15 protein-coding genes are annotated in these 20,439 nt (G+C 44.4%); 9 read left to right on the forward strand and 6 right to left on the reverse strand.

From position 1 onward, the window contains the following. The first annotated feature begins 276 nt into the window (after positions 1 to 276). Both macA and macB read left to right on the forward strand, forming a co-directional pair. A complete protein-coding gene (gene macA, locus BDD30_RS16655) occupies positions 277 to 1,389 on the forward strand; it encodes a macrolide transporter subunit MacA (RefSeq protein WP_015834984.1) in 1,113 nt (370 codons plus the stop codon). Beyond that, positions 1,389 to 3,332: a macrolide ABC transporter ATP-binding protein/permease MacB gene (macB, locus tag BDD30_RS16660; RefSeq protein WP_015834983.1), complete on the forward strand. Its 1,944-nt coding sequence runs from the start codon at positions 1,389 to 1,391 to the stop codon at positions 3,330 to 3,332. Before macA ends, macB begins: the two co-directional genes overlap by 1 nt. A 71-nt stretch (positions 3,333 to 3,403) precedes the next feature. Here the strand turns inward: macB and cspD are convergent, their stop codons facing one another. Beyond that, complete coding sequence (gene cspD, locus BDD30_RS16665) at positions 3,404 to 3,625, reverse strand: cold shock-like protein CspD (RefSeq protein WP_015834982.1); 222 nt, start codon at positions 3,623 to 3,625, stop codon at positions 3,404 to 3,406. Positions 3,626 to 3,970: 345 nt separating this feature from the next. Here cspD and clpS point away from each other — a divergent pair, with 345 nt between their 5' ends. Together clpS and clpA are read left to right on the forward strand one after the other, a co-directional pair. Further along, a complete protein-coding gene (gene clpS / locus BDD30_RS16670) occupies positions 3,971 to 4,291 on the forward strand; it encodes an ATP-dependent Clp protease adapter ClpS (RefSeq protein ID WP_015834981.1) in 321 nt (106 codons plus the stop codon). 31 nt (positions 4,292 to 4,322) lie between these two features. Further along, complete coding sequence (gene clpA / locus BDD30_RS16675; protein WP_041382101.1) at positions 4,323 to 6,599, forward strand: ATP-dependent Clp protease ATP-binding subunit ClpA; 2,277 nt, start codon at positions 4,323 to 4,325, stop codon at positions 6,597 to 6,599. Between the two features lie 70 nt (positions 6,600 to 6,669). Here the strand turns inward: clpA and infA are convergent, their stop codons facing one another. The 5 genes from infA to trxB form a co-directional block, all read right to left on the reverse strand. Then, positions 6,670 to 6,888 carry a translation initiation factor IF-1 gene (gene infA, locus BDD30_RS16680; protein WP_002211347.1) on the reverse strand — a complete coding sequence of 73 codons (219 nt, stop codon included), beginning with the start codon at positions 6,886 to 6,888 and terminating at the stop codon, positions 6,670 to 6,672. Positions 6,889 to 7,032: 144 nt separating this feature from the next. Then, the gene (aat, locus tag BDD30_RS16685) at positions 7,033 to 7,734 is read right to left on the reverse strand and encodes a leucyl/phenylalanyl-tRNA--protein transferase (RefSeq protein WP_015834979.1); all 702 of its coding nucleotides are present in this window, start codon (positions 7,732 to 7,734) and stop codon (positions 7,033 to 7,035) included. Positions 7,735 to 7,740: 6 nt separating this feature from the next. Next, the gene (cydC, locus tag BDD30_RS16690) at positions 7,741 to 9,492 is read right to left on the reverse strand and encodes a heme ABC transporter ATP-binding protein/permease CydC (protein ID WP_015834978.1); all 1,752 of its coding nucleotides are present in this window, start codon (positions 9,490 to 9,492) and stop codon (positions 7,741 to 7,743) included. A 1-nt stretch (position 9,493) separates the two neighbouring features. After that, positions 9,494 to 11,263 (reverse strand): heme ABC transporter permease/ATP-binding protein CydD, encoded by a 1,770-nt coding sequence (cydD, locus tag BDD30_RS16695; protein WP_015834977.1) that lies wholly within the window; start codon positions 11,261 to 11,263, stop codon positions 9,494 to 9,496. A 128-nt stretch (positions 11,264 to 11,391) separates the two neighbouring features. Next, entirely contained in the window at positions 11,392 to 12,354 is a 963-nt protein-coding gene (trxB, locus tag BDD30_RS16700; RefSeq protein WP_015834976.1) for a thioredoxin-disulfide reductase, read from the reverse strand. Positions 12,355 to 12,861: 507 nt separating this feature from the next. Between trxB and lrp the strand changes: the two genes are divergently transcribed. From lrp to serS, 5 genes are all read left to right on the forward strand, one after another. After that, a complete protein-coding gene (lrp, locus tag BDD30_RS16705) occupies positions 12,862 to 13,356 on the forward strand; it encodes a leucine-responsive transcriptional regulator Lrp (protein WP_011145896.1) in 495 nt (164 codons plus the stop codon). 130 nt (positions 13,357 to 13,486) lie between these two features. Beyond that, positions 13,487 to 16,975, forward strand: coding sequence for a DNA translocase FtsK 4TM domain-containing protein (locus tag BDD30_RS16710; protein ID WP_015834975.1), 3,489 nt, complete (start codon positions 13,487 to 13,489; stop codon positions 16,973 to 16,975). 74 nt (positions 16,976 to 17,049) lie between these two features. Further along, a complete protein-coding gene (lolA, locus tag BDD30_RS16715; protein WP_015834974.1) occupies positions 17,050 to 17,661 on the forward strand; it encodes an outer membrane lipoprotein periplasmic chaperone LolA in 612 nt (203 codons plus the stop codon). A gap of 7 nt (positions 17,662 to 17,668) precedes the next feature. Then, a complete protein-coding gene (locus BDD30_RS16720) occupies positions 17,669 to 19,012 on the forward strand; it encodes a replication-associated recombination protein A (RefSeq protein ID WP_015834973.1) in 1,344 nt (447 codons plus the stop codon). Positions 19,013 to 19,116: 104 nt separating this feature from the next. After that, a complete protein-coding gene (gene serS, locus BDD30_RS16725; RefSeq protein WP_015834972.1) occupies positions 19,117 to 20,406 on the forward strand; it encodes a serine--tRNA ligase in 1,290 nt (429 codons plus the stop codon). The last annotated feature ends 33 nt before the right edge of the window (positions 20,407 to 20,439 follow it).

Consider the following 20,439-nt stretch of genomic DNA (forward strand, 5'->3'; position numbering starts at 1 on the left):
AATTCAGTACGAAAAATTGACTGGAAAGACCACGAAAATAAATATAACAATTTTTTTACACTAAGAGAATAGTCAGGATAGAGAGAAGTATGTTGCTATTCAAAGAATTTTTTTATTCTTAATGTTGGTGTGTTATTAATGGTTTTCAGTGAGTATAAAACTCAAACGGAGTTGCATCTATCTGGAAATAAGTGGAAATTTCCGTTTTTCGTGGCATTGCAAGAGAAATTGTGTTTGCCATTCCTTTGATCCAATGATTAAGGCAATGATATTTAAATGAATTTTATGAGTTCGAAACGTCGATGGATAGTGTTGTTAGTTATTATGGCCGTTATCGCATCGGTTTTGGCCTATTTTCTGCACAGGCCAGAAACAGTTAAATATCAGACTGTATCCGTCATTAAAGGCGATTTGCAAAAAAATGTACTGGCAACAGGCAAGCTGGATGCGGTCAGAAAAGTGGATGTTGGGGCGCAAGTTAGCGGACAGTTGCAGAATTTGTATGTTGAAGTGGGTGATAAGGTGACAAAGGGTCAGTTATTGGCATTGATCGATCCTAAACCTGCCCAAAACCAAGTGAAAGAAGTTGAAGCGACGATCAAAGAATTGAATGCTAATTTGATGGAGGCCAAGGCGCAGTTGAAACTGGCACAGCTGACATTGCAACGTCAGAATGATCTGGCAAAAGTGCAGGCGGTATCTCATCAGGAGTTGGATCAGGTTAAAACAGATGTTGAAGTGAAAAGAGCGAAGGTAGAAACGTTGCTGGCGCAAATCAGCAAAAATCAGGCTAGCCTTGATACTGCCCAAACTAATTTACAATATACCCGTATTACTGCTCCTATGGATGGAATTGTTGTCAATATCAAAACACTTCAGGGACAAACGGTAATTGCGGCACAGGAAGCCCCGACTATTCTGACACTGGCCGATCTTGGCACGATGTTAGTAAAAGCCGAAGTTTCAGAAGCGGATGTTATTTACCTGAAACCAGGTCTGAAAGCCTCTTTTACCGTATTAGGCGCACCTGATAAGAATTTCACCGGGGTGTTGAAAGATATTCTACCAACGCCAGAAAAGATTAATGATGCAATTTTTTTCTATGCCCGTTTTGAGGTGCCTAATTCTCAGCAACTTTTGCGTTTGCAAATGACCGCTCAGGTGAAAATTCAACTGGATTCCTATCATGACATTTTAATGATCCCGCTTTCTGCTCTGGGTAAACAAATCACCTCAACCCGTTATGAAGTAGATATTTTGAATGGTGGTAAGGAAGAGAAGAAGGAAGTGAACATTGGTGTACGCAATGATGTAGATGTACAGATTTTATCCGGCTTGAAAGAAAACGAGCAGGTGATTACCAGCCGCGGTGAAGTAGGGGATGAGTAATGAATGCATTACTTGAGCTACAAGGCATAACGCGCAGCTATCCCGCTGGCGAGGAACAGGTAAAAGTACTTGATAATGTCACTTTATCCATTTACGCGGGTGAGATGGTAGCGATTATCGGTGCTTCAGGATCGGGTAAGTCGACACTGATGAATATTCTTGGTTGTCTTGATAAACCCAGTGGGGGTGAATACCGGGTTGCGGGACAGAATATTGCTGAATTGAATAATGATGAATTGGCTGCATTGAGACGGGAGCATTTTGGATTCATTTTCCAGCGCTATCATTTGTTGACCCATTTAACCGCTGAACAGAATGTAGAGATTCCGGCTGTTTATGCAGGAGCCGCTAAAACAGAGCGCAGGCAGAGAGCGATAGAATTGCTTGGTCGTCTAGGGCTTGAAGAGAGAATCAGCTATCGACCAGGACAACTCTCTGGGGGACAGCAGCAGAGAGTCAGTATTGCCAGAGCGTTAATGAATGGTGGTCAGGTTATTTTAGCAGATGAGCCAACGGGGGCGTTGGATAGCCATTCCGGTGAGGAGGTGATGACAATCCTCAAACAGCTGTGCGAACAGGGGCATACCGTCATTATTGTCACTCATGATCCCAAAATTGCGGCTCAGGCTCAGCGGATTATTGAGATAAAAGATGGCCACATTATGAGTGACTCTGGTTCACAATTGCGTAAAGAAGTGATTAAAGCTCAGTCAGTGACATCAAAAATATCATCAATACGCCAAATCTTTGGTCGATTTAATGAAGCTTTGTTGATGGCATGGAGAGCGATGGTTGCTAACAAGATGCGAACTTTGTTGACCATGTTGGGAATTATTATTGGTATTGCGTCCGTAGTGACGATTTTGGTTATCGGAGATGCAGCTAAGGCGTTGGTGTTATCCGATATTAAAGAGATTGCCACGAATACCATCAGTGTTTATCCGGGAGAAGATTTTGGTAGTGATGATCCGGTCAGTAAGCAGGCGCTGAAAATAGCAGATGTAGATGCTATTAAAGCGCAACCCTATATTTTGGCGGTTTCACCTGTCATTGAGGGGGGAATGCGCCTTCGTAAAGGGAACATTGATGTTGCGGCGAGAGTATCGGGTATTGGTGACGAGTATTTTCAGGTTTATGCCCAGCGCTTTGCCCAGGGAATGAATTTTACATCGGATATGGTACGCCGTCAGGGACAAGTTGTGGTTATTGATAAAAATACCCAACGTAAGTTATTTCCACATCAAAAAAATGTAATTGGGGAAGTGATCCTGATGGGGAATATGCCCGCGACTATTGTAGGGGTGATAGCTGAAAGAAAATCTGCATTCGGTAGTGATAGTTCATTACATGTTTGGTTACCTTACAGCACGATGGCTAGTCGTCTGATGAACCGCAATTACTTGGATTCTATTACCGTAAGAATAAATGATGGTCATAATTCCAAAGATGCAGAACAGAAGATTGTTCAATTGCTGACTTTACGCCATGGAAAAAAGGATATTTTCACCTATAACACGGATATGCTGATAAAAACAGTGGAAAAAACTACCCGCACCTTACAACTGTTTTTGACGATGGTAGCGGTAATTTCGCTGATCGTTGGCGGTATTGGTGTTATGAATATTATGTTGGTTTCGGTGACAGAACGAACAAGAGAGATTGGTATCCGTATGGCAGTAGGGGCCAGGACCAGTGATGTTATGCAGCAATTTCTGATAGAAGCTATTTTGGTTTGTCTGGTCGGCGGCGTTTTGGGAATCGCACTGTCTTATATGATTGCATTTATTGCTCAATTAGCGCTCCCCGGCTGGCGTTTTGTTTTCCAACCTGTTGCTTTACTCAGTGCTTTTGCCTGTTCTACTGCAATTGGTGTGATATTTGGTTATCTACCGGCCCGTAATGCTGCTCGCCTTGATCCAATAGAAGCCTTGGCAAGAGAATAATGTGTTACGCCGCAGACAATTGTCAGCGGCGTGTAAGGTCATACCTGGTTGTAACTGATAGGCTAAATTATTTAGCCTTTGGGGTCGTTTTCAAGAGGAACAATAATGCTGGCATGATTTCCCTTTGGGCCTTGGTGAACGCTGAAATGCACCTTTTGGCCCGCTTTCAGCGTCCGGTAACCGTCCATCTGAATGGTTGAGTAATGGGCAAAGATATCCTCTCCGCCGCTTGCCGGGCAAATAAACCCAAAGCCCTTAGCATTATTGAACCACTTAACAGTACCTGTCTCCATACCTCTACATCCCTCGTTTAATTATTTCGGTTGAGATGAGTCATTAATAATAACAGTTGTAAACAATCACATGTAAGCAGTTACATCATCTGTGTTTGTTCACAAAACATACTGTAGTAAAAACCAATTTCTCGTCAAGCTCAGAACAAATGTCTGGTTGTTTTGAATAGCTAAAATTTGATATAGATAACGATATGAGTTTCGTTCATTCACTTTTATACCAAGTTTTTATAGGGGAATAGTCTGCGGCAAACGGAGTTACCCAGATAATGATAAGATAAATTGGAATATAATTTATTTGCCGGCAGTAGTTGGTAGTTTGAGATGAATTTTGTTGGAAGAATAATGAGCGAGTATCATAATAGTTTGAAAAATAAAGAATCAGTTAAGGATGAACGACAGCACAAGCTGCAACCGCCATCAATGTATCAGGTCATTCTTAACAATGATGATTACACTCCGATGGAGTTTGTAGTTGACGTATTACGAAAGTTCTTTTCTTATGATGTTGAACGGGCAACGCAATTAATGTTGGATGTCCATTATCAGGGGAAGGCTGTTTGTGGGGTTTATACTGCTGAGGTGGCAGAAACGAAAGCGGCTCAAGTAAATATGTATGCCAGGGAGCAACAGCATCCATTACTTTGTACGCTGGAAAAAATCTAACCAGTCATACTGATTTTAGGGGGAGGTGCTTATGCTCAACCAAGAGCTTGAACTTAGTCTTAATATTGCTTTTGCTAAAGCGCGGGATAACAGACATGAGTTTATGACCGTGGAGCACCTGTTGCTGGCGTTGTTAAGCAATTCATCAGCGCGTGAAGCATTGGAAGCTTGCAAGGTCGATCTGGCCCAATTGCGCCAGGAACTGGAGAATTTCATTTCACATACTACACCGTTGTTGTCTGAAAATGATGAACGGGAGACTCAGCCAACATTGAGTTTTCAGCGTGTTCTTCAGCGTGCGGTGTTTCATGTTCAGTCTTCTGGGCGTTCCGAAGTGTCCGGTGCTAATGTGCTGGTAGCTATCTTCAGTGAACAGGAGTCTCAGGCGGCTTATTTGCTGCGTAAACATGATGTTAGTCGTTTGGATGTGGTTAATTTCATTTCTCATGGGACCCAGAAAGAAGACACTGAATCGGATCATCAGAGAACAGGCACTCAATCTGCGGAAGAGCATGCGGCAGGTGAAGAGCGTTTGGAGAATTTTACCGCTAATCTTAATCAACTTGCCCAGAAAGGGCAGATTGATCCACTGATTGGTCGTCAGGACGAATTAGAAAGAACGATTCAGGTATTGTGTCGTCGCCGGAAAAATAATCCGTTGTTGGTGGGTGAATCTGGAGTAGGTAAGACGGCTATTGCCGAAGGTTTGGCATGGCGGATTGTGCAAAAAGATGTACCGGAAGTGATGGCCGATTGTACGATTTACTCACTGGATATTGGTTCATTGTTGGCAGGTACTAAATATCGTGGTGATTTTGAGAAGCGCTTCAAATCTCTGTTAAAAACTCTTGAGCAGGATAGAAAAAGCATTCTATTCATAGATGAAATCCATACCATTATCGGGGCGGGTGCGGCATCAGGAGGGCAGGTAGATGCGGCGAATCTGATTAAGCCATTGTTATCCAGTGGTCGAATCAGGGTGATTGGTTCCACGACCTATCATGAGTTCAGTAATATTTTTGAAAAAGATCGGGCGCTGGCTCGTCGTTTTCAGAAGATTGATATTGTTGAGCCTTCACCAGAAGAGACAGTACAGATTATTAAAGGCTTGCGGACTAAATATGAGGCGCACCATGATGTGCGTTATACCACGAAAGCTATCCGGGCTGCGGTTGATTTGTCAGTGAAATACATTACTGATCGTCATTTACCAGATAAAGCCATAGATGTTATTGATGAAGCAGGAGCGCGTACTCGTTTGGTGCCGGTCAGCCGTCGTAAGAAAACGATCAATGTGTCGGATATTGAATCTGTCGTCGCGCGTATTGCTCGCATTCCTGAAAAAACCGTTTCTGCCAGTGATAAGGATGTTCTGAAAACACTGGATGATCGGTTGAAGATGCTGGTGTTTGGTCAGGATACAGCGATTGCGGCATTGACTGAAGCCATCAAAATGAGTCGTGCAGGATTGGGGCAGGATAATAAACCTGTGGGTTCTTTCTTGCTTGCCGGCCCAACAGGTGTTGGCAAAACTGAAGTCACCGTACAGCTTGCCAGAGTGCTGAATATTAAATTATTGCGCTTTGATATGTCGGAATATATGGAGCGTCATACAGTAAGCCGTCTAATTGGTGCGCCACCGGGATATGTTGGTTTTGATCAGGGGGGATTACTTACAGATGCTGTGATTAAACACCCACATTCAGTATTGTTGCTTGATGAGATTGAAAAAGCACATCCTGATGTATTCAATCTGTTATTACAGGTAATGGATAACGGTACCCTAACCGATAACAACGGTCGTAAAGCGGATTTCCGCAATGTTATTTTAGTCATGACAACGAACGCTGGTGTACGTGAAACTCAGCGCACATCTATTGGATTTAAGCAGCAGGATAATAGCTCTGATGCAATGGATGAGATCAAGAAGGTATTTACTCCAGAATTCCGTAACCGCCTTGATGGCATTATCTGGTTTAATGCGCTTTCTATTGAGGTAATTCAGCAGGTAGTGGATAAGTTTATTGTCGCACTGCAAGCACAATTGGATGAGAAAGGTGTTTCACTAGAGGTCAGTATGGACGCTCGTCAATGGTTATGTGATAAAGGATATGATAAAGCGATGGGCGCTCGTCCAATGGCTCGGGTTATTCAGGATAGCCTGAAGAAACCGCTGGCAAATGAATTGTTGTTTGGTTCATTAGTTCACGGCGGTTCAGTTAGTATTGGTTTGGATAAGGTAAAACAGGCGTTGACTTACGATTTCAGCAGTGCTTATAAGCAGAAACCAGAAGATGTAGTGCATTGAGTATAGGATCGCACCACAGGCGGGTAAAACGTTGCTATGCCTGTGGTGTAATACCTAAAGTGGTAATGAATCAGCGGCTACGGAAGACGATACGGCCTTTGCTCAGGTCATATGGGGTCAGCTCAACTGTAACCTTGTCGCCTGTCAGGATGCGAATGTAATTTTTACGCATTTTACCTGAAATGTGAGCAGTGACTACGTGCCCGTTTTCTAATTCAACGCGGAACATAGTATTTGGCAGCGTGTCTAGCACGGTACCTTGCATTTCAATATTGTCTTCTTTGGCCATCTAATCCTCTAAGTTTAACAACCATAGTTTTTAACGGGCACGATAATGCCGAAAAACCCTCATTATGTAAAGGAATGTTGTATTTTAAACCGCTATTTTACGAATGGTTCATTACGATATTCCCGTCATAATCAACATGAGTAGCTAAAATGTTGATTGTAAATCCAGCACTTGTTGCAACCAGCAGCCAGCTCTTAATGATCGGTTTCTGAATTGATAAAGATACTGAATGAATGTTTCCCTGGGGATTTCTTTTGCCCCCAGAGAAGCTGTGTGGTGATTCAGTACTTGGCAATCAATCAATTCACCATCATGTCGCAGAAAATGGTGATAGAAGGCAATAAGCGCGCATTTGGATGCATTTTCCATTCTACTAAACATAGATTCACCACAAAATAACTTACCAACACTGACGCCGTACAGACCACCAACAAGCTTTTCACCATGCCAGACTTCTACGGAGTGTGCCCGTCCTGTCTGATGTAATTCTTGATAACCCTGTTTAACATCTCCCCCTATCCAGGTCCCTTCCTGCCGTTGAGCACAGGAGTAGATCACCTGCTCAAAAGCATGATTTACCGTAATACGGTACGGGTGATTTCGCAGAAATCGGCGTAATGTCCGGCCAATATGCAACTCGCCAGGAATGATTACCGCACGTGGATCAGGAGACCACCAAAGTGGCGCTTCACTTGGCAAAAACCAGGGAAAAATTCCTTCATTGTAAGCCGCGTTCAACCGCCCAGAGGATAAATCCCCACCTACTGCCAGCAGACCATTGGGCTCCGTTAATGCCTCTTCCGGTAGAGGAAAATCATATGAATCATCCAACTGAATTATTGGCATTGTGTGTTACAGCTCCGACTCAGAATCAATACGATATTGCCGCTGATAAAACTGATAATAGCAACCTTGTTGAGCCAGTAACTCGTCGTGCTGTCCTTGTTCAACAATTGCACCTCCATCCATAACGTAAATGCGGCTCATATGGTTAAGTCCGTATAGGCGGTGGGTAACGACAATCAATGTCTTGTGCTGACAATGTTGGTGTAGCAGGGACAAAATTTGCTGTTCAGTATCTGCATCAAGCCCTTCGGTGGGTTCATCCAATATCATTAGTGGTGCTGAGTGCAGTAGTGCTCTGGCTATTCCCAGGCGGCGTTGTTCACCGCCTGATAACTGGCGACCACCTTCACCCATCCAGCAATTCAGTCCCTCATCCGTTTCCAGCAAATTGCTTAAGCCTACCTGTTTTAGCACAGTTTCCAGTTCATGATCGGTTGCATTGGGTTTTGCCAGTAATAAATTTTCACGCAAAGTATGGCTGAATACATGAACACGTTGTGAAACGACAGACATCATACTGCGCAGGGTGGATTCGTCATAAAAAGAAATAGGATGCTGGTTCAGACAGATAGTGCCTGTATCACTATCCCATGCGCGCGTTAGCAGCTGTAGCAAAGTAGATTTACCACAACCGGTCTTTCCTAACAAAGCGATGTGTTCTCCCGCTTGCAAAGAGAGAGAAATATTTTTTAAGACCGGTAATGATTGATTGGGATAAGTGAAACTGAGATTCTCAATGTTAATACTGAGCTGTTCAGAGCTTTTTGGTCCTGATGCGCGGAAAACGACTTCTGGTTGTTGTTGCATCAATTGGGAAACGCGGGTTGCAGAGGTGATAACTTGCCCCAGGTGTTGGAATGCGACAGTGACGGGGCCTAGCGTTTCAAAAGCCGCAAGAGCGCAGAAAACAAACAGTGCAATCAATGCGCCTGGCTGGTGGTTATCACCGACACCATTAGCAGCCATCCACAGGATCAAGGTAACAGTCATTCCGGTAGCAAAGATCATGATTGCCTGTGATAAGCCTGTTAGATTAGCTTGCTGTTGCTGACGCTCTAACCAACGGGACTCAACATCCGTCATCGATTTGCGGAAACGGCCAATAGCACCGAATACCATCAATTCAGCTTGTCCCTGTAATGCGGTAGTAAGTTGAGTACGGTATTGACCACGCAGAATAGTTAAATCGCGGCCAACGGGTTTACCTGCGTTATAGAATACGAATGGCAGCAGGAGCAGCAGAGCCAGCATAATACTGCCGAGCGTATAGGCCAGTGTGAGATCCAGAAAACCAAGGCTAAAAGTCAAGATGATAATAATGACAAAAGCTACAAATATCGGTGAAATTACCCGTAAATAGAGATGATCCAGCGTTTCAACATCAGCAACCAGTCGGTTTAGTAATTCACCCTGGCGAAAACGGGTAATACTTCCTGGTGAAAGGGGTAAAATTTTCTGAAATGTGAATACCCGCAAATGTGCCAGTACCCGGAAAGTCGCATCATGGCTAACCAGCCGTTCTGCATAACGCCCGGCAGTGCGGAGAATGGCAGAGCCACGGACACCTGCAGCCGGTAGCATGTAGTTGAACGTATAGATTCCGGTAAAACCTGCCAATGCGGTGCCTGCAAGAAACCAACCAGAGAGCGTCAGCAAGCCTATGCTAGCGAGCATAGTTACAATAGCTAATACCATTCCCAGACTGATAAGAAACCAATGGCGGCGATAGAGTGCCAGAAACGGAAGCAATACCCGCATATTAAAGCTCCTTACTTCGATGGGATAACAAACGGGTAAATATTCCCTCAGATTGGCTTAACGTCTGATAATCTCCCCGTTCAATAATTAGACCCTTTTCCATGACCCAGATCTGATCATACCCCTGCGTTTCTTCCAATTGGTGAGTTATTAATAGAGTAGTCTGATGGTGAGATGCCTGATTTAGTGTTTCCATAATTTGTTGTTCACTACGAGCATCCAGGCTGGCGGCAGGCTCATCTAATAATAATAACTGGCAAGGTTTCAGTAAGGCACGGGCGACAGCGATACGCTGGGCCTGACCAACGGACAATCGTGCTGCATTATCACCGATGATAGTATTCAGTCCATTAGGCAAATCATTAACAAATTCGGTGACGTATGCTTGTTTCATAACTTGATCGATTTGTTGTTGATTGGCATCAGGTTGGTTAAGACGAATATTATCGAGCAAAGTCTGTTCAGGGAGATGTGGATTTTGTCCAACCCAACTCAGTTGATCTCGCCATTTCTGTGGATCTAATTCTCGCAGTTCGGTGCCATTGATTTGAATTGAGCCGCGATAGGGTAAAAACCCTAACAGTAAATTCAAGAGCGAGCTTTTGCCCGCACCGCTTTGGCCAACTAATGCAATTCGTTGATTTTTCTCTATAGTAAAATTTAACGGTCCAGCGAGTAGACTGCCATTATGAGCCAGGATTTCCAGATTATTAGCGATTATCGTCACTGAATCTTGGGAGGAGAGCGTTTTATCGCCCCCAGCGGGGGCTTGCTCGCCATCACTTCTTAACAGCGTCACTAATGACTCGGCGGCGCCAATGGCTTGTGCCTTAGCGTGATAATAAGTACCAAGATCACGTAGCGGCTGGAAAAATTCTGGCGCGAGGATCAACACTAAAAAACCAGCAAATAGGGTAACTCCCATGCCGTAGCTGCCAAAATTAAGTTCACCGAGGTAAGAGAAACCAAAATAGACTGCGACAATGGCAATGGAAATAGCCGCAAAGAATTCCAGTACAGCTGAAGAAAGAAACGCCATCCGTAGAACTTCCATCGTTCTACGGCGGAAGTTATCGGTGGATTCACTAATTTGTTGTATTTCTGCTTTACCACGATAAAACAGGCGCAGTGTTTCCAATCCGCGCAGACGGTCAAGGAAATTACCGCTCAATCGCCCTAAGGCGACGAAATTGCGTCGGTTAGCATCCGCTGCACCTAAACCAACTAATGCCATAAACAGGGGAATAAGTGGGGCAGTAGCGAACAAAATCAGCCCGGCAGCCCAATTAATCGGCAATAAGGTAATCAGGATAAGGATAGGGATCATCACGGCGAGATACATCTGTGGCAGATAGCGAGAGTAATAATCTTGCATATCTTCGATCTGCTCAAGAATAATTGTTGCCCAGCTACCTGCTGGCTTGCCTTTAACCCAGACAGGGCCAAGTTGCTCAAGCTTATCTAATACCATAGCGCGGACTTTCTGGCGCACGACTTTGCCACAAATAAAACCGATTCGCTCCCGGATCGCACTGGTCATTGCCCGTAGAGCAAAAGCCAATGCCAACATCAAAAACTTATCTGTGATGTGTTCGCGGGGAATATTATCCATGATTAAAGCTTGCAGGATTGAGGCCAATAGCCAGGCTTGAGCGATAATCAACAATCCACTGATTAAGCCAAATAACATGGACAGGCGGAGCCAGCGCTGGGCTGGAGCACTTTGCTGCTTTAGCCAGCGCATTAATTCATACTGTCTTGTTTTGTCCATAGGAAAAACTTCTGATTTAGCGGGTGATGATAACGATGCATTAAAGAGGCTGGACTGATGTCAGCATCCCGTCAATATGTTACATGTTAAAAAGCGCTACCGAAATAGCGCCTTGAAAGAAAAAGAATTTATTTAGGTTCAGTTGCCAACTTATCCAGGAAACGTTCTGCATCAAGGGCTGCCATACAACCTGTACCGGCGGACGTAATTGCCTGGCGGTAGGTGTGGTCCATTACGTCACCTGCGGCAAATACCCCAGGAATTGAAGTTTGAGTTGCATTACCTTGTAAACCGGATTGGACTTTAATATAACCATTATCCAGCTCTAATTGGCCTGCAAAGATAGCGGTGTTGGGAGTATGGCCGATAGCGATGAATGCACCAGTAACGGCCAATTCTTCTGTTGTATCGCTTTTGGTATCGCGCAGGCGAACACCGGTAACGCCCATATCATCACCAAGAACTTCATCCAGAGTACGATCAGTGTGCAGGATAATATTACCGTTTTTTACTTTATCCATCAGACGACTAATCAGGATTTTTTCTGAACGGAATGTATCCCGGCGATGAATTAGATGAACTTCTGAGGCAATATTAGCCAGGTATAAAGCTTCTTCTACAGCGGTATTACCGCCGCCGACAACGGCAACTTTTTGGTTACGATAAAAGAAACCATCGCAGGTTGCACAGGCTGAAATACCGCGACCTTTGAATGCGTCTTCAGAAGGCAGACCAAGATAACGTGCAGAAGCGCCTGTTGCGATAATCAATGCGTCACAGGTATATTCTTGTTCATCACCATAAAGGCGGAAAGGGCGGTTTTGCAGATCAACTTTTTGAATGTGGTCAAAAATGATGTCGGTCTGGAATTTTTCAGCATGCTGGTGCATACGATCCATTAGCCCCGGACCGGTCAGACCTTCAGGATCACCTGGCCAGTTCTCGACTTCAGTGGTTGTAGTCAACTGACCGCCTTTTTCAACTCCGGTAATAAGAGCTGGATTTAAGTTTGCTCGGGCAGCATAAACTGCGGCTGTATAGCCGGCAGGACCGGAGCCAAGAATAATGAGTTTGTGGTGGGCGGTGCTCATGAATACCTCATTTCCATTTATCGCATATCATATATCGGGCGATTGTAGGAGAAATAGGAGGGTAAAAAAAGCTAAAATACTCATGTTACTAACGATTTTACCGATAGATATTACCTAACAACGACTTTAACCTGAGAAAAGTGTTCTTTTAATGTTGTTTGAATTTCATTTGCTGCTTTTTAATCAATGGTAGGCTATCGAAACGATTAACTGAAAATTTGTTCCACAGGTTGTCCTGATTTTTGTTCATTTACTTTGACAATCGGCTGTGCATTTGCGAAAACATCACTGTAAGAGATAATTATCCACCTCGCTAAATTCGTTTCCATAAAAATCGACAAATCGATATGCGGATAATCCTCTCTGTATAGTATTGAAGAAAATAGCCTGTGAGCTACTTCACTCTGATAGGGCTGGGCTTTAATTTAGGACATCTTTTCCAACTCAAGCTCAAGAGAGAAAGGGGAAAATGTTATGGGTATAGGAAAATAAAGAGAGATCATTAAGATGATAGATAATAAAAAGCGTCCGGGAAAAGATCTTGATCGTATAGATCGTAATATCCTCAATGAGTTGCAAAAAGATGGTCGAATTTCCAATGTAGAGCTGTCTAAACGGGTCGGATTGTCACCAACGCCTTGTTTGGAGCGTGTGCGTCGTTTGGAGCGTCAGGGGTTTATTACTGGTTATACCGCCCTGTTGAATCCTCATTATTTGGATGCATCATTGTTGGTATTTGTTGAAATTACCCTGAACCGTGGTGCCCCAGATGTTTTTGAACAATTCAATGCTGCCGTGCAGAAATTGGAAGAAATTCAGGAATGTCATTTGGTCTCCGGTGATTTTGACTATCTATTGAAAACCCGTGTACCGGACATGTCGGCGTATCGTAAGTTACTGGGCGAAACTTTGCTACGTCTACCAGGTGTTAATGACACCCGCACATATGTTGTGATGGAAGAAGTGAAGCAGAGTAACCGTCTGGTCATTAAGACTCGCTGAAATCTTGCCAAAAATGTACAGGTGCAAAACTGGAAGAACTTAGGTACACTCCTGTTTATGCATACAGTTTCAACGCTGAGCTATCTCGGCGTTGTTCCGTTAAATCAACAGGAAACCTGGAGAGCCTTTCTTGAGCCAGGAATATACAGAAGATAAAAATATTAAGTTAAAGAGACTAAGTAGTGGGCGTAGGTTGTTAGAAGCTGTGTTGCTTGTCATGGTTATCCTTGCGGCTTATCTAATGGTCGCACTTATCAGTTTTAACCCCTCTGATCCCAGTTGGTCTCAGACTGCATGGCATGAACCAGTTCATAATTTGGGGGGAGGTGTTGGCGCATGGCTGGCTGATACCCTGTTTTCTGCATTTGGTATTCTGGCTTACACCATTCCTCCATTGATGATATTGGGTTGTTGGACGGCTTTCATACAACGTGATGATCGAGAATATGTCGATTTCTTTGTGCTTGCGTTACGTGTAATTGGGGCATTGGCAATCATTCTGACTTCATGTGGATTAGCGGCATTGAATGTTGATGATCTTCATTATTTTGCCTCTGGCGGCATTATTGGCAGCCTGTTTAGTAGTGCTATGTTGCCTTGGTTTAATGAACTAGGAGCAACGTTGGTATTACTGTGTGTTTGGGCAATTGGGTTTACGCTATTTACTGGTTGGTCGTGGTTGACCATTGCTGAAAAAACCGGTGCAGTTATTCTGGGAGCAATAGGATTTATTACTAATCGTAGCCGTAATGAGGAGGAATATAAGCCATATTATGATGAAATGGTTATCGAGCAAGATGATGTTGCTCATAGTAAAACAGAACCAGAATTCAAAGTGGCTGATATTGATCATGATGATGTGCTGTTTACAACCCCTTCAGTCACGGAATTAGTAAAAGCTGAGTTGAATGAACCGGAATTGGCGAAAGTAGAAATTGAAGAAGAGCAGCAATTTGCTAGTCCGGCCATTAATATGACTAAAATTGATGCAGAACCTGAAATTCAGGTTAATACATCTGATGCCGCCGTAGAGTCCCGGTCATTAGCAGAAGAACATGAAAAAAATAATGACGAACCAATTCGTTACACATTTGAAATTCCTGCTGAGCATAATTTTTACCCCGTATCTGAACAGGCTATTGATGTGGCTCCGACATTTGAGTCGGTTGAAAACAGACAAAACAATCATGACACCTTTACTTTTATGCCTGAAACCAAGCCAAAAGAGGTTGCAGTAGCGGCAACGTCGGCAGTGGTTACTACAGGCAACACTCAGGTTAAACAAGGAATTGGGCCAGAATTACCCCGACCTAATCCTGTCCGTATTCCAACCCGTCGTGAATTATATGGCATCAAAGTGCCTTCACAGCGCCTTGCAGAACAGAAACAGCGTGAAGAAGAGATCAGACAGCAAGCAGATGAATGGGATGATGCTGAATCTGATAAGCAGCAAGAAGAGCTATTGCGTCAGCAGTTTCTTGAACAGCAGCGTGAACGTTACCGCATGACTGCGGGTACAGAGGAAGAAGATGCTCCAATTGAGCTCCAAATAATACCGAGCCTGTTTGAAGCAGAAAACCAGCCCTCAGTGGAAGAGAAAGTTCAGACAGAAATTGTTAAACGGGCAGTTGAACCGCAGCAGCGTGAGGGTTATCAGGAACAGAGCTACCAACGGGAAAAAGAGAATGTTGCTCTGGAAAGTTTATCTATCGTTGATAATTTCTCACCAGTTGAAGATTTAGTAAAAGAAGAACCGGCAGAGCCGTTGTTTACGCCTTCTGTTCAATCAGGGCCAGAAAATAACGCAGAAAGGCCTACAGAAATTGCTTTTATGCCAGCGCCAGCGCACACTGTTGCGCAGCAACCGCAGCAACCGCAGCAACCGCAGCAACCGCAGCAACCGCAGCAACCGCAGCAACCGCAGCAACCGCAGCAACCGCAGCAACCGCAGCAACCGCAGCAACCGCAGCAACCGCAGCAACCGCAGCAACCGCAGCAACCGCAGCAACCGCAGCAACCGCAGCAACCGCAGCAACCGCAGCAACCGCAGCAACCGCAGCAACCGCAGCAACCGCAGCAAGATAGCTTGTTCCATCCATTTTTGGTTCGTAATGATCAGCCATTGCCAAAACCTACGACGCCAATGCCTTCGCTCGATCTGTTAGCCAGCCCTTTGGAGGAACAGGAACCGGTTGATACATTTGCTTTAGAGCAAACCGCTCGTTTGATTGAGGCGCGTCTGAGTGATTATCGGGTTAAGGCCGATGTGGTTGGTTCTTCGCCTGGCCCGGTGATCACTCGATTTGAATTGGATCTGGCTCCCGGTGTTAAAGCATCACGCATTTCCAACTTATCGAGAGATCTTGCGCGTTCTTTGTCGGCGGTAGCGGTACGTATTGTGGAAGTGATTCCGGGTAAACCTTATGTTGGTTTGGAATTGCCGAATAAAAAACGTCAGACGGTCTATTTGCGTGAAGTATTGGATTGCGAAAAATTCCGCGATAATCCATCACCACTGACAATTGTGTTAGGTAAAGATATTAGTGGTCAGCCGGTTGTCGCTGATTTAGGTAAAATGCCGCACTTGCTAGTGGCGGGTACAACCGGTTCGGGTAAATCTGTTGGTGTCAATGCCATGATCCTCAGCATCCTCTATAAAGCAAAACCGGAAGATGTTCGCTTTATCATGATTGACCCGAAAATGCTGGAGTTGTCGGTTTATGAAGGCATTCCACATCTGTTGACGGAAGTTGTCACCGACATGAAAGATGCAGCTAATGCGCTACGTTGGTGTGTTAATGAAATGGAACGCCGTTATAAACTGATGTCCGCATTAGGTGTACGGAATCTGGCGGGTTATAACGAAAAGGTTAAACAGGCTGAAGAGATGGGACGTCCAATTCCTCATCCATTCTGGAAACCGGGCGACAGCATGGATGTCACTCATCCGGTGCTAAAAAAAGAGCCGTACATCGTTGTCATGGTAGATGAATTTGCTGACTTGATGATGACAGTTGGTAAAAAAGTGGAGGAGCTAATTGCCCGTTTGGCACAGAAAGCACGTGCTGCGGGTATCCACCTAGTTCTGGCAACCCAACGTCCATCTGTCGATATTATTACCGGCCTGATTAAAGCGAATATTCCAACCCGTATTGCCTTTACGGTTTCCAGCAAGATTGATTCTCGCACTATCCTTGATCAAGGGGGCGCTGAATCTCTGTTGGGCATGGGGGACATGCTTTATCTGGCACCAAACTCTTCTATTCCGGTGCGTGTTCACGGCGCATTTGTACGGGATCAAGAAGTTCATGAAGTGGTTAATGATTGGAAAGCGCGCGGTCGTCCAGAGTATGTTGACAGTATTCTTAGTGGTGGTGATGATGCTGAAGGTAGTTTGGGTTTAGATAGTGGTGAAGAATTAGATGCACTGTTCGATCAGGCGGTTGAATTCGTTATTGAAAAACGGCGGGTTTCTATTTCTGGTGTACAGCGTCAGTTCCGTATCGGTTATAACCGTGCTGCGCGGATTGTCGAACAGATGGAAGCACAGCAGATTGTCAGCGCTCCAGGTCATAATGGTAATCGTGAAGTATTGGCACCGCCGCCGCATGAGTGCTGATGGTTAATTTTGAATGTAGAAAACTCCGATAATAAATACACCGGGGAATAACGCTGAGTGAAGGTATCTCTTACATGAAAAAGTTGATATTGATGGGTTGTTTGATGGCTAGCATAAGTGTCACTTCTGTATGGGCGAATGCTAGTCGGAATTTACAGGACCGTTTGGGCAAAGTAAGTAGTTTTCATGCCAGTTTTACTCAAACAGTGACCAGTAATGATGGTACAACAATTCAGGAAGGTGAAGGGCAATTGTGGGTTAAACGCCCAAACTTGTTTAACTGGCATATGACATCACCGGATGAAAGTGTTTTGGTATCGGATGGCAAAACGTTGTGGTTCTATAATCCATTTGTTGAACAAGTAACGGCCACTTGGCTAAAAGATGCAACAGGAAACACTCCATTTATGCTGATTACCCGTAACGATGCTAAAGAGTGGTCTCAATATAAAATCATTCAGAAAGGGAATGATTTTAAACTGACACCGAATAATGCAAATGGCAACTTGAAACGTTTCTTTATTACGGTAACGGCTGACGGCACTATCCAGAAATTCTCGGCTGTTGAGCAGGATGGACAAAAAAGCACTTATCAATTAAAAGGGCAGCAAAACACCTATGTGGATGCGGCAAAATTCAGTTTTACTCTACCGAAAGGCGTCACGCTGGATGATCAGCGCCAGTGAGGTTTAAGTGAGCAATCTGTCCCTCGATTTTTCACAAAATGAATTCCAGCCGCTGGCCGCGCGTATGCGGCCAATAACATTAGAGCAATATATCGGTCAGCAGCATTTGTTGGCTGAGGGGAAACCACTGCCAAGAGCTATCCGGGCGGGACAATTACACTCTATGATTTTATGGGGGCCACCGGGAACCGGGAAAACAACATTAGCTGAAATTATTGGGCATTATGCACAGGCTGATATTGAACGGATATCTGCGGTCACTTCTGGCATTAAAGAAATACGCGAGTCGATTGAAAAAGCACGTCAAAACCGTAATGCAGGGCGGAGAACTATTCTATTTGTTGATGAAGTACATCGTTTTAATAAAAGCCAACAGGATGCTTTTTTACCGCATATTGAAGACGGCACGATTACCTTTATCGGTGCTACGACAGAAAATCCCTCTTTTGAGCTGAATTCTGCCTTACTCTCACGAGCGCGTGTCTATCTGCTTAAATCATTGACAACAGAAGAAGTTGAACAGGTCCTTAATCAGGCCATGAATGATAAAAATAACGGTTATCATGGTCAAAATATCGTTTTGCCTGAAAATACCCGTCACATGATTGCGGAACTGGTTACGGGTGATGCCCGTCGTTCACTGAACCTTCTGGAGATGATGGCGGATATGGCAGAAAACAATGTTCAGGGGCAAAGGGTTTTGACACCTGAACTATTGAATGAAATCAGCGGAGAACGCAGCGCCCGTTTTGATAATAAAGGCGATCGTTATTACGATTTGATTTCAGCACTGCATAAATCTGTACGTGGTTCTGCACCTGACGCTGCGCTTTACTGGTATGCCCGGATTATTACCGCCGGAGGTGATCCATTGTATGTTGCACGTCGTTTATTGGCGATTGCTTCTGAAGACGTTGGCAATGCTGATCCCAGAGCAATGCAGATTGCTATTGCTGCATGGGATTGTTTTACCCGTGTTGGGCCAGCAGAAGGTGAAAGGGCAATTGCTCAAGCGATTGTTTATCTTGCCTGTGCGCCGAAAAGCAATGCGGTTTATACCGCATTTAAAGCAGCGATGGCCGATGCGCGGGAAAAACCTGATTATGATGTTCCCGCCCATTTGCGTAATGCACCGACAAAACTGATGCAAGAGATGGGGCTTGGCGCGGAATATCGCTATGCTCATAACGAACCTAATGCTTATGCGGCGGGTGAAGTTTATTTTCCCTCTGAAATGCAGGAAACCCGCTATTATCATCCGTCAAATAGAGGCTTAGAGGGCAAAATAGGTGAAAAACTGGCCTGGCTTGCAGAGCAGGATCAAAATAGCCCTATAAAACGCTATCGCTAACGTTATTGTTGCGGTAAGGTTGACAGGTAAAAATATCTTATGGTCCATTAACTTGTGGGCCTGTTCATATCATCTATCTTAATAACGACAAGCACAGGACTAGCATGCTCGATCCAAACATACTGCGTAATGAGCTAGACGCAGTCGCCGAAAAACTGGCTCGCAGGGGCTATACCCTTGACGTGGATACGCTGCGCAAACAAGAAGAGCGCCGCAAAGTTTTACAAGTTGAAACTGAAACCCTGCAAGCAGAACGTAATTCTCGATCGAAAGCTATCGGTGCAGCAAAAGCCCGTGGTGAAAATATTGATCCATTACGTCAGGAAGTGAACCAGTTAGGTGAAAAGTTGGATACAGCGAAATCCGAACTGGAAAAACTTCAGACTGAAATCCGCGATTTGGCTTTAAATATCCCTAACGTTCCAGATGACTCTGTACCGGTAGGTAAAGATGAGAATGATAATCTGGAAGTAAGCCGCTGGGGTGAGCCGCGTAAATATGATTTTGAAGTCAAAGATCATGTTTCATTAGGTGAACTGGCAAATGGATTGGATTTTGCTGCTGCGGTTAAACTGACTGGTTCGCGTTTTGTGGTGATGAAAGGGCAGATTGCTCGTCTGCATCGTGCCTTGGCTCAATTTATGCTGAACCTTCACACAGAACAGCACGGTTATTTGGAAACTTACGTTCCTTATCTGGTAAACCATGACACCTTATATGGTACGGGACAGTTGCCAAAATTTGGTGAAGATCTTTTCCATACTAAGCCGCTGGAAGAAGAAACAGGAAGTCATTACGCGCTAATTCCAACCGCTGAAGTTCCGGTAACAAATCTGGTCCGTGATGAAATTCTGGATGAAAGCGAATTACCGTTGAGAATGACGGCTCATACTCCGTGCTTCCGTTCAGAAGCGGGGTCTTATGGCCGTGATACACGCGGTCTGATTCGTATGCATCAGTTTGATAAAGTTGAGTTGGTTCAGATTGTGCATCCTGAGGAATCAATGAATGCCCTTGAAGAGCTGACTGGTCATGCAGAGAAAGTGTTGCAATTACTGAATCTGCCTTACCGTAAAGTTTTACTGTGTACTGGTGATATGGGTTTTGGTGCATGTAAAACGTATGATCTGGAAGTTTGGTTACCGGCTCAAAACGCTTATCGTGAAATTTCTTCCTGCTCTAACATGTGGGACTTCCAGGCTCGCCGCATGCAAGCGCGTTTCCGTGGTAAAGAGGACAAGAAGACACAACTGCTCCATACTCTCAATGGTTCTGGTTTGGCGGTTGGCCGTACCTTGGTTGCTATTATGGAAAACTATCAGCAAGCCGATGGCCGTATTGAAATTCCAGAAGTATTGCGTCCATATATGGGCGGCTTAGAATATATTGATTGATATTGTGTTAATTAAAAGAAAAGCGCCAAATTG

The organism is Photorhabdus asymbiotica (assembly GCF_003634575.1).
Lineage (GTDB): Bacteria > Pseudomonadota > Gammaproteobacteria > Enterobacterales > Enterobacteriaceae > Photorhabdus > Photorhabdus asymbiotica.

What these genes read in the sequence shown, in the direction of transcription:
- macA (WP_015834984.1), top strand. Translation starts at nt 277, where the DNA reads ATGAATTTTATGAGTTCGAAACGTCGATGGATAGTGTTGTTAGTTATT.
- clpS (WP_015834981.1), top strand. Translation starts at nt 3,971, where the DNA reads ATGAGCGAGTATCATAATAGTTTGAAAAATAAAGAATCAGTTAAGGAT.
- cspD (WP_015834982.1), bottom strand. Translation starts at nt 3,625, where the DNA reads ATGGAGACAGGTACTGTTAAGTGGTTCAATAATGCTAAGGGCTTTGGG.
- lrp (WP_011145896.1), top strand. Translation starts at nt 12,862, where the DNA reads ATGATAGATAATAAAAAGCGTCCGGGAAAAGATCTTGATCGTATAGAT.
- cydC (WP_015834978.1), bottom strand. Translation starts at nt 9,492, where the DNA reads ATGCGGGTATTGCTTCCGTTTCTGGCACTCTATCGCCGCCATTGGTTT.
- macB (WP_015834983.1), top strand. Translation starts at nt 1,389, where the DNA reads ATGAATGCATTACTTGAGCTACAAGGCATAACGCGCAGCTATCCCGCT.
- aat (WP_015834979.1), bottom strand. Translation starts at nt 7,734, where the DNA reads ATGCCAATAATTCAGTTGGATGATTCATATGATTTTCCTCTACCGGAA.
- clpA (WP_041382101.1), top strand. Translation starts at nt 4,323, where the DNA reads ATGCTCAACCAAGAGCTTGAACTTAGTCTTAATATTGCTTTTGCTAAA.
- cydD (WP_015834977.1), bottom strand. Translation starts at nt 11,263, where the DNA reads ATGGACAAAACAAGACAGTATGAATTAATGCGCTGGCTAAAGCAGCAA.
- serS (WP_015834972.1), top strand. Translation starts at nt 19,117, where the DNA reads ATGCTCGATCCAAACATACTGCGTAATGAGCTAGACGCAGTCGCCGAA.
- trxB (WP_015834976.1), bottom strand. Translation starts at nt 12,354, where the DNA reads ATGAGCACCGCCCACCACAAACTCATTATTCTTGGCTCCGGTCCTGCC.
- infA (WP_002211347.1), bottom strand. Translation starts at nt 6,888, where the DNA reads ATGGCCAAAGAAGACAATATTGAAATGCAAGGTACCGTGCTAGACACG.
- lolA (WP_015834974.1), top strand. Translation starts at nt 17,050, where the DNA reads ATGAAAAAGTTGATATTGATGGGTTGTTTGATGGCTAGCATAAGTGTC.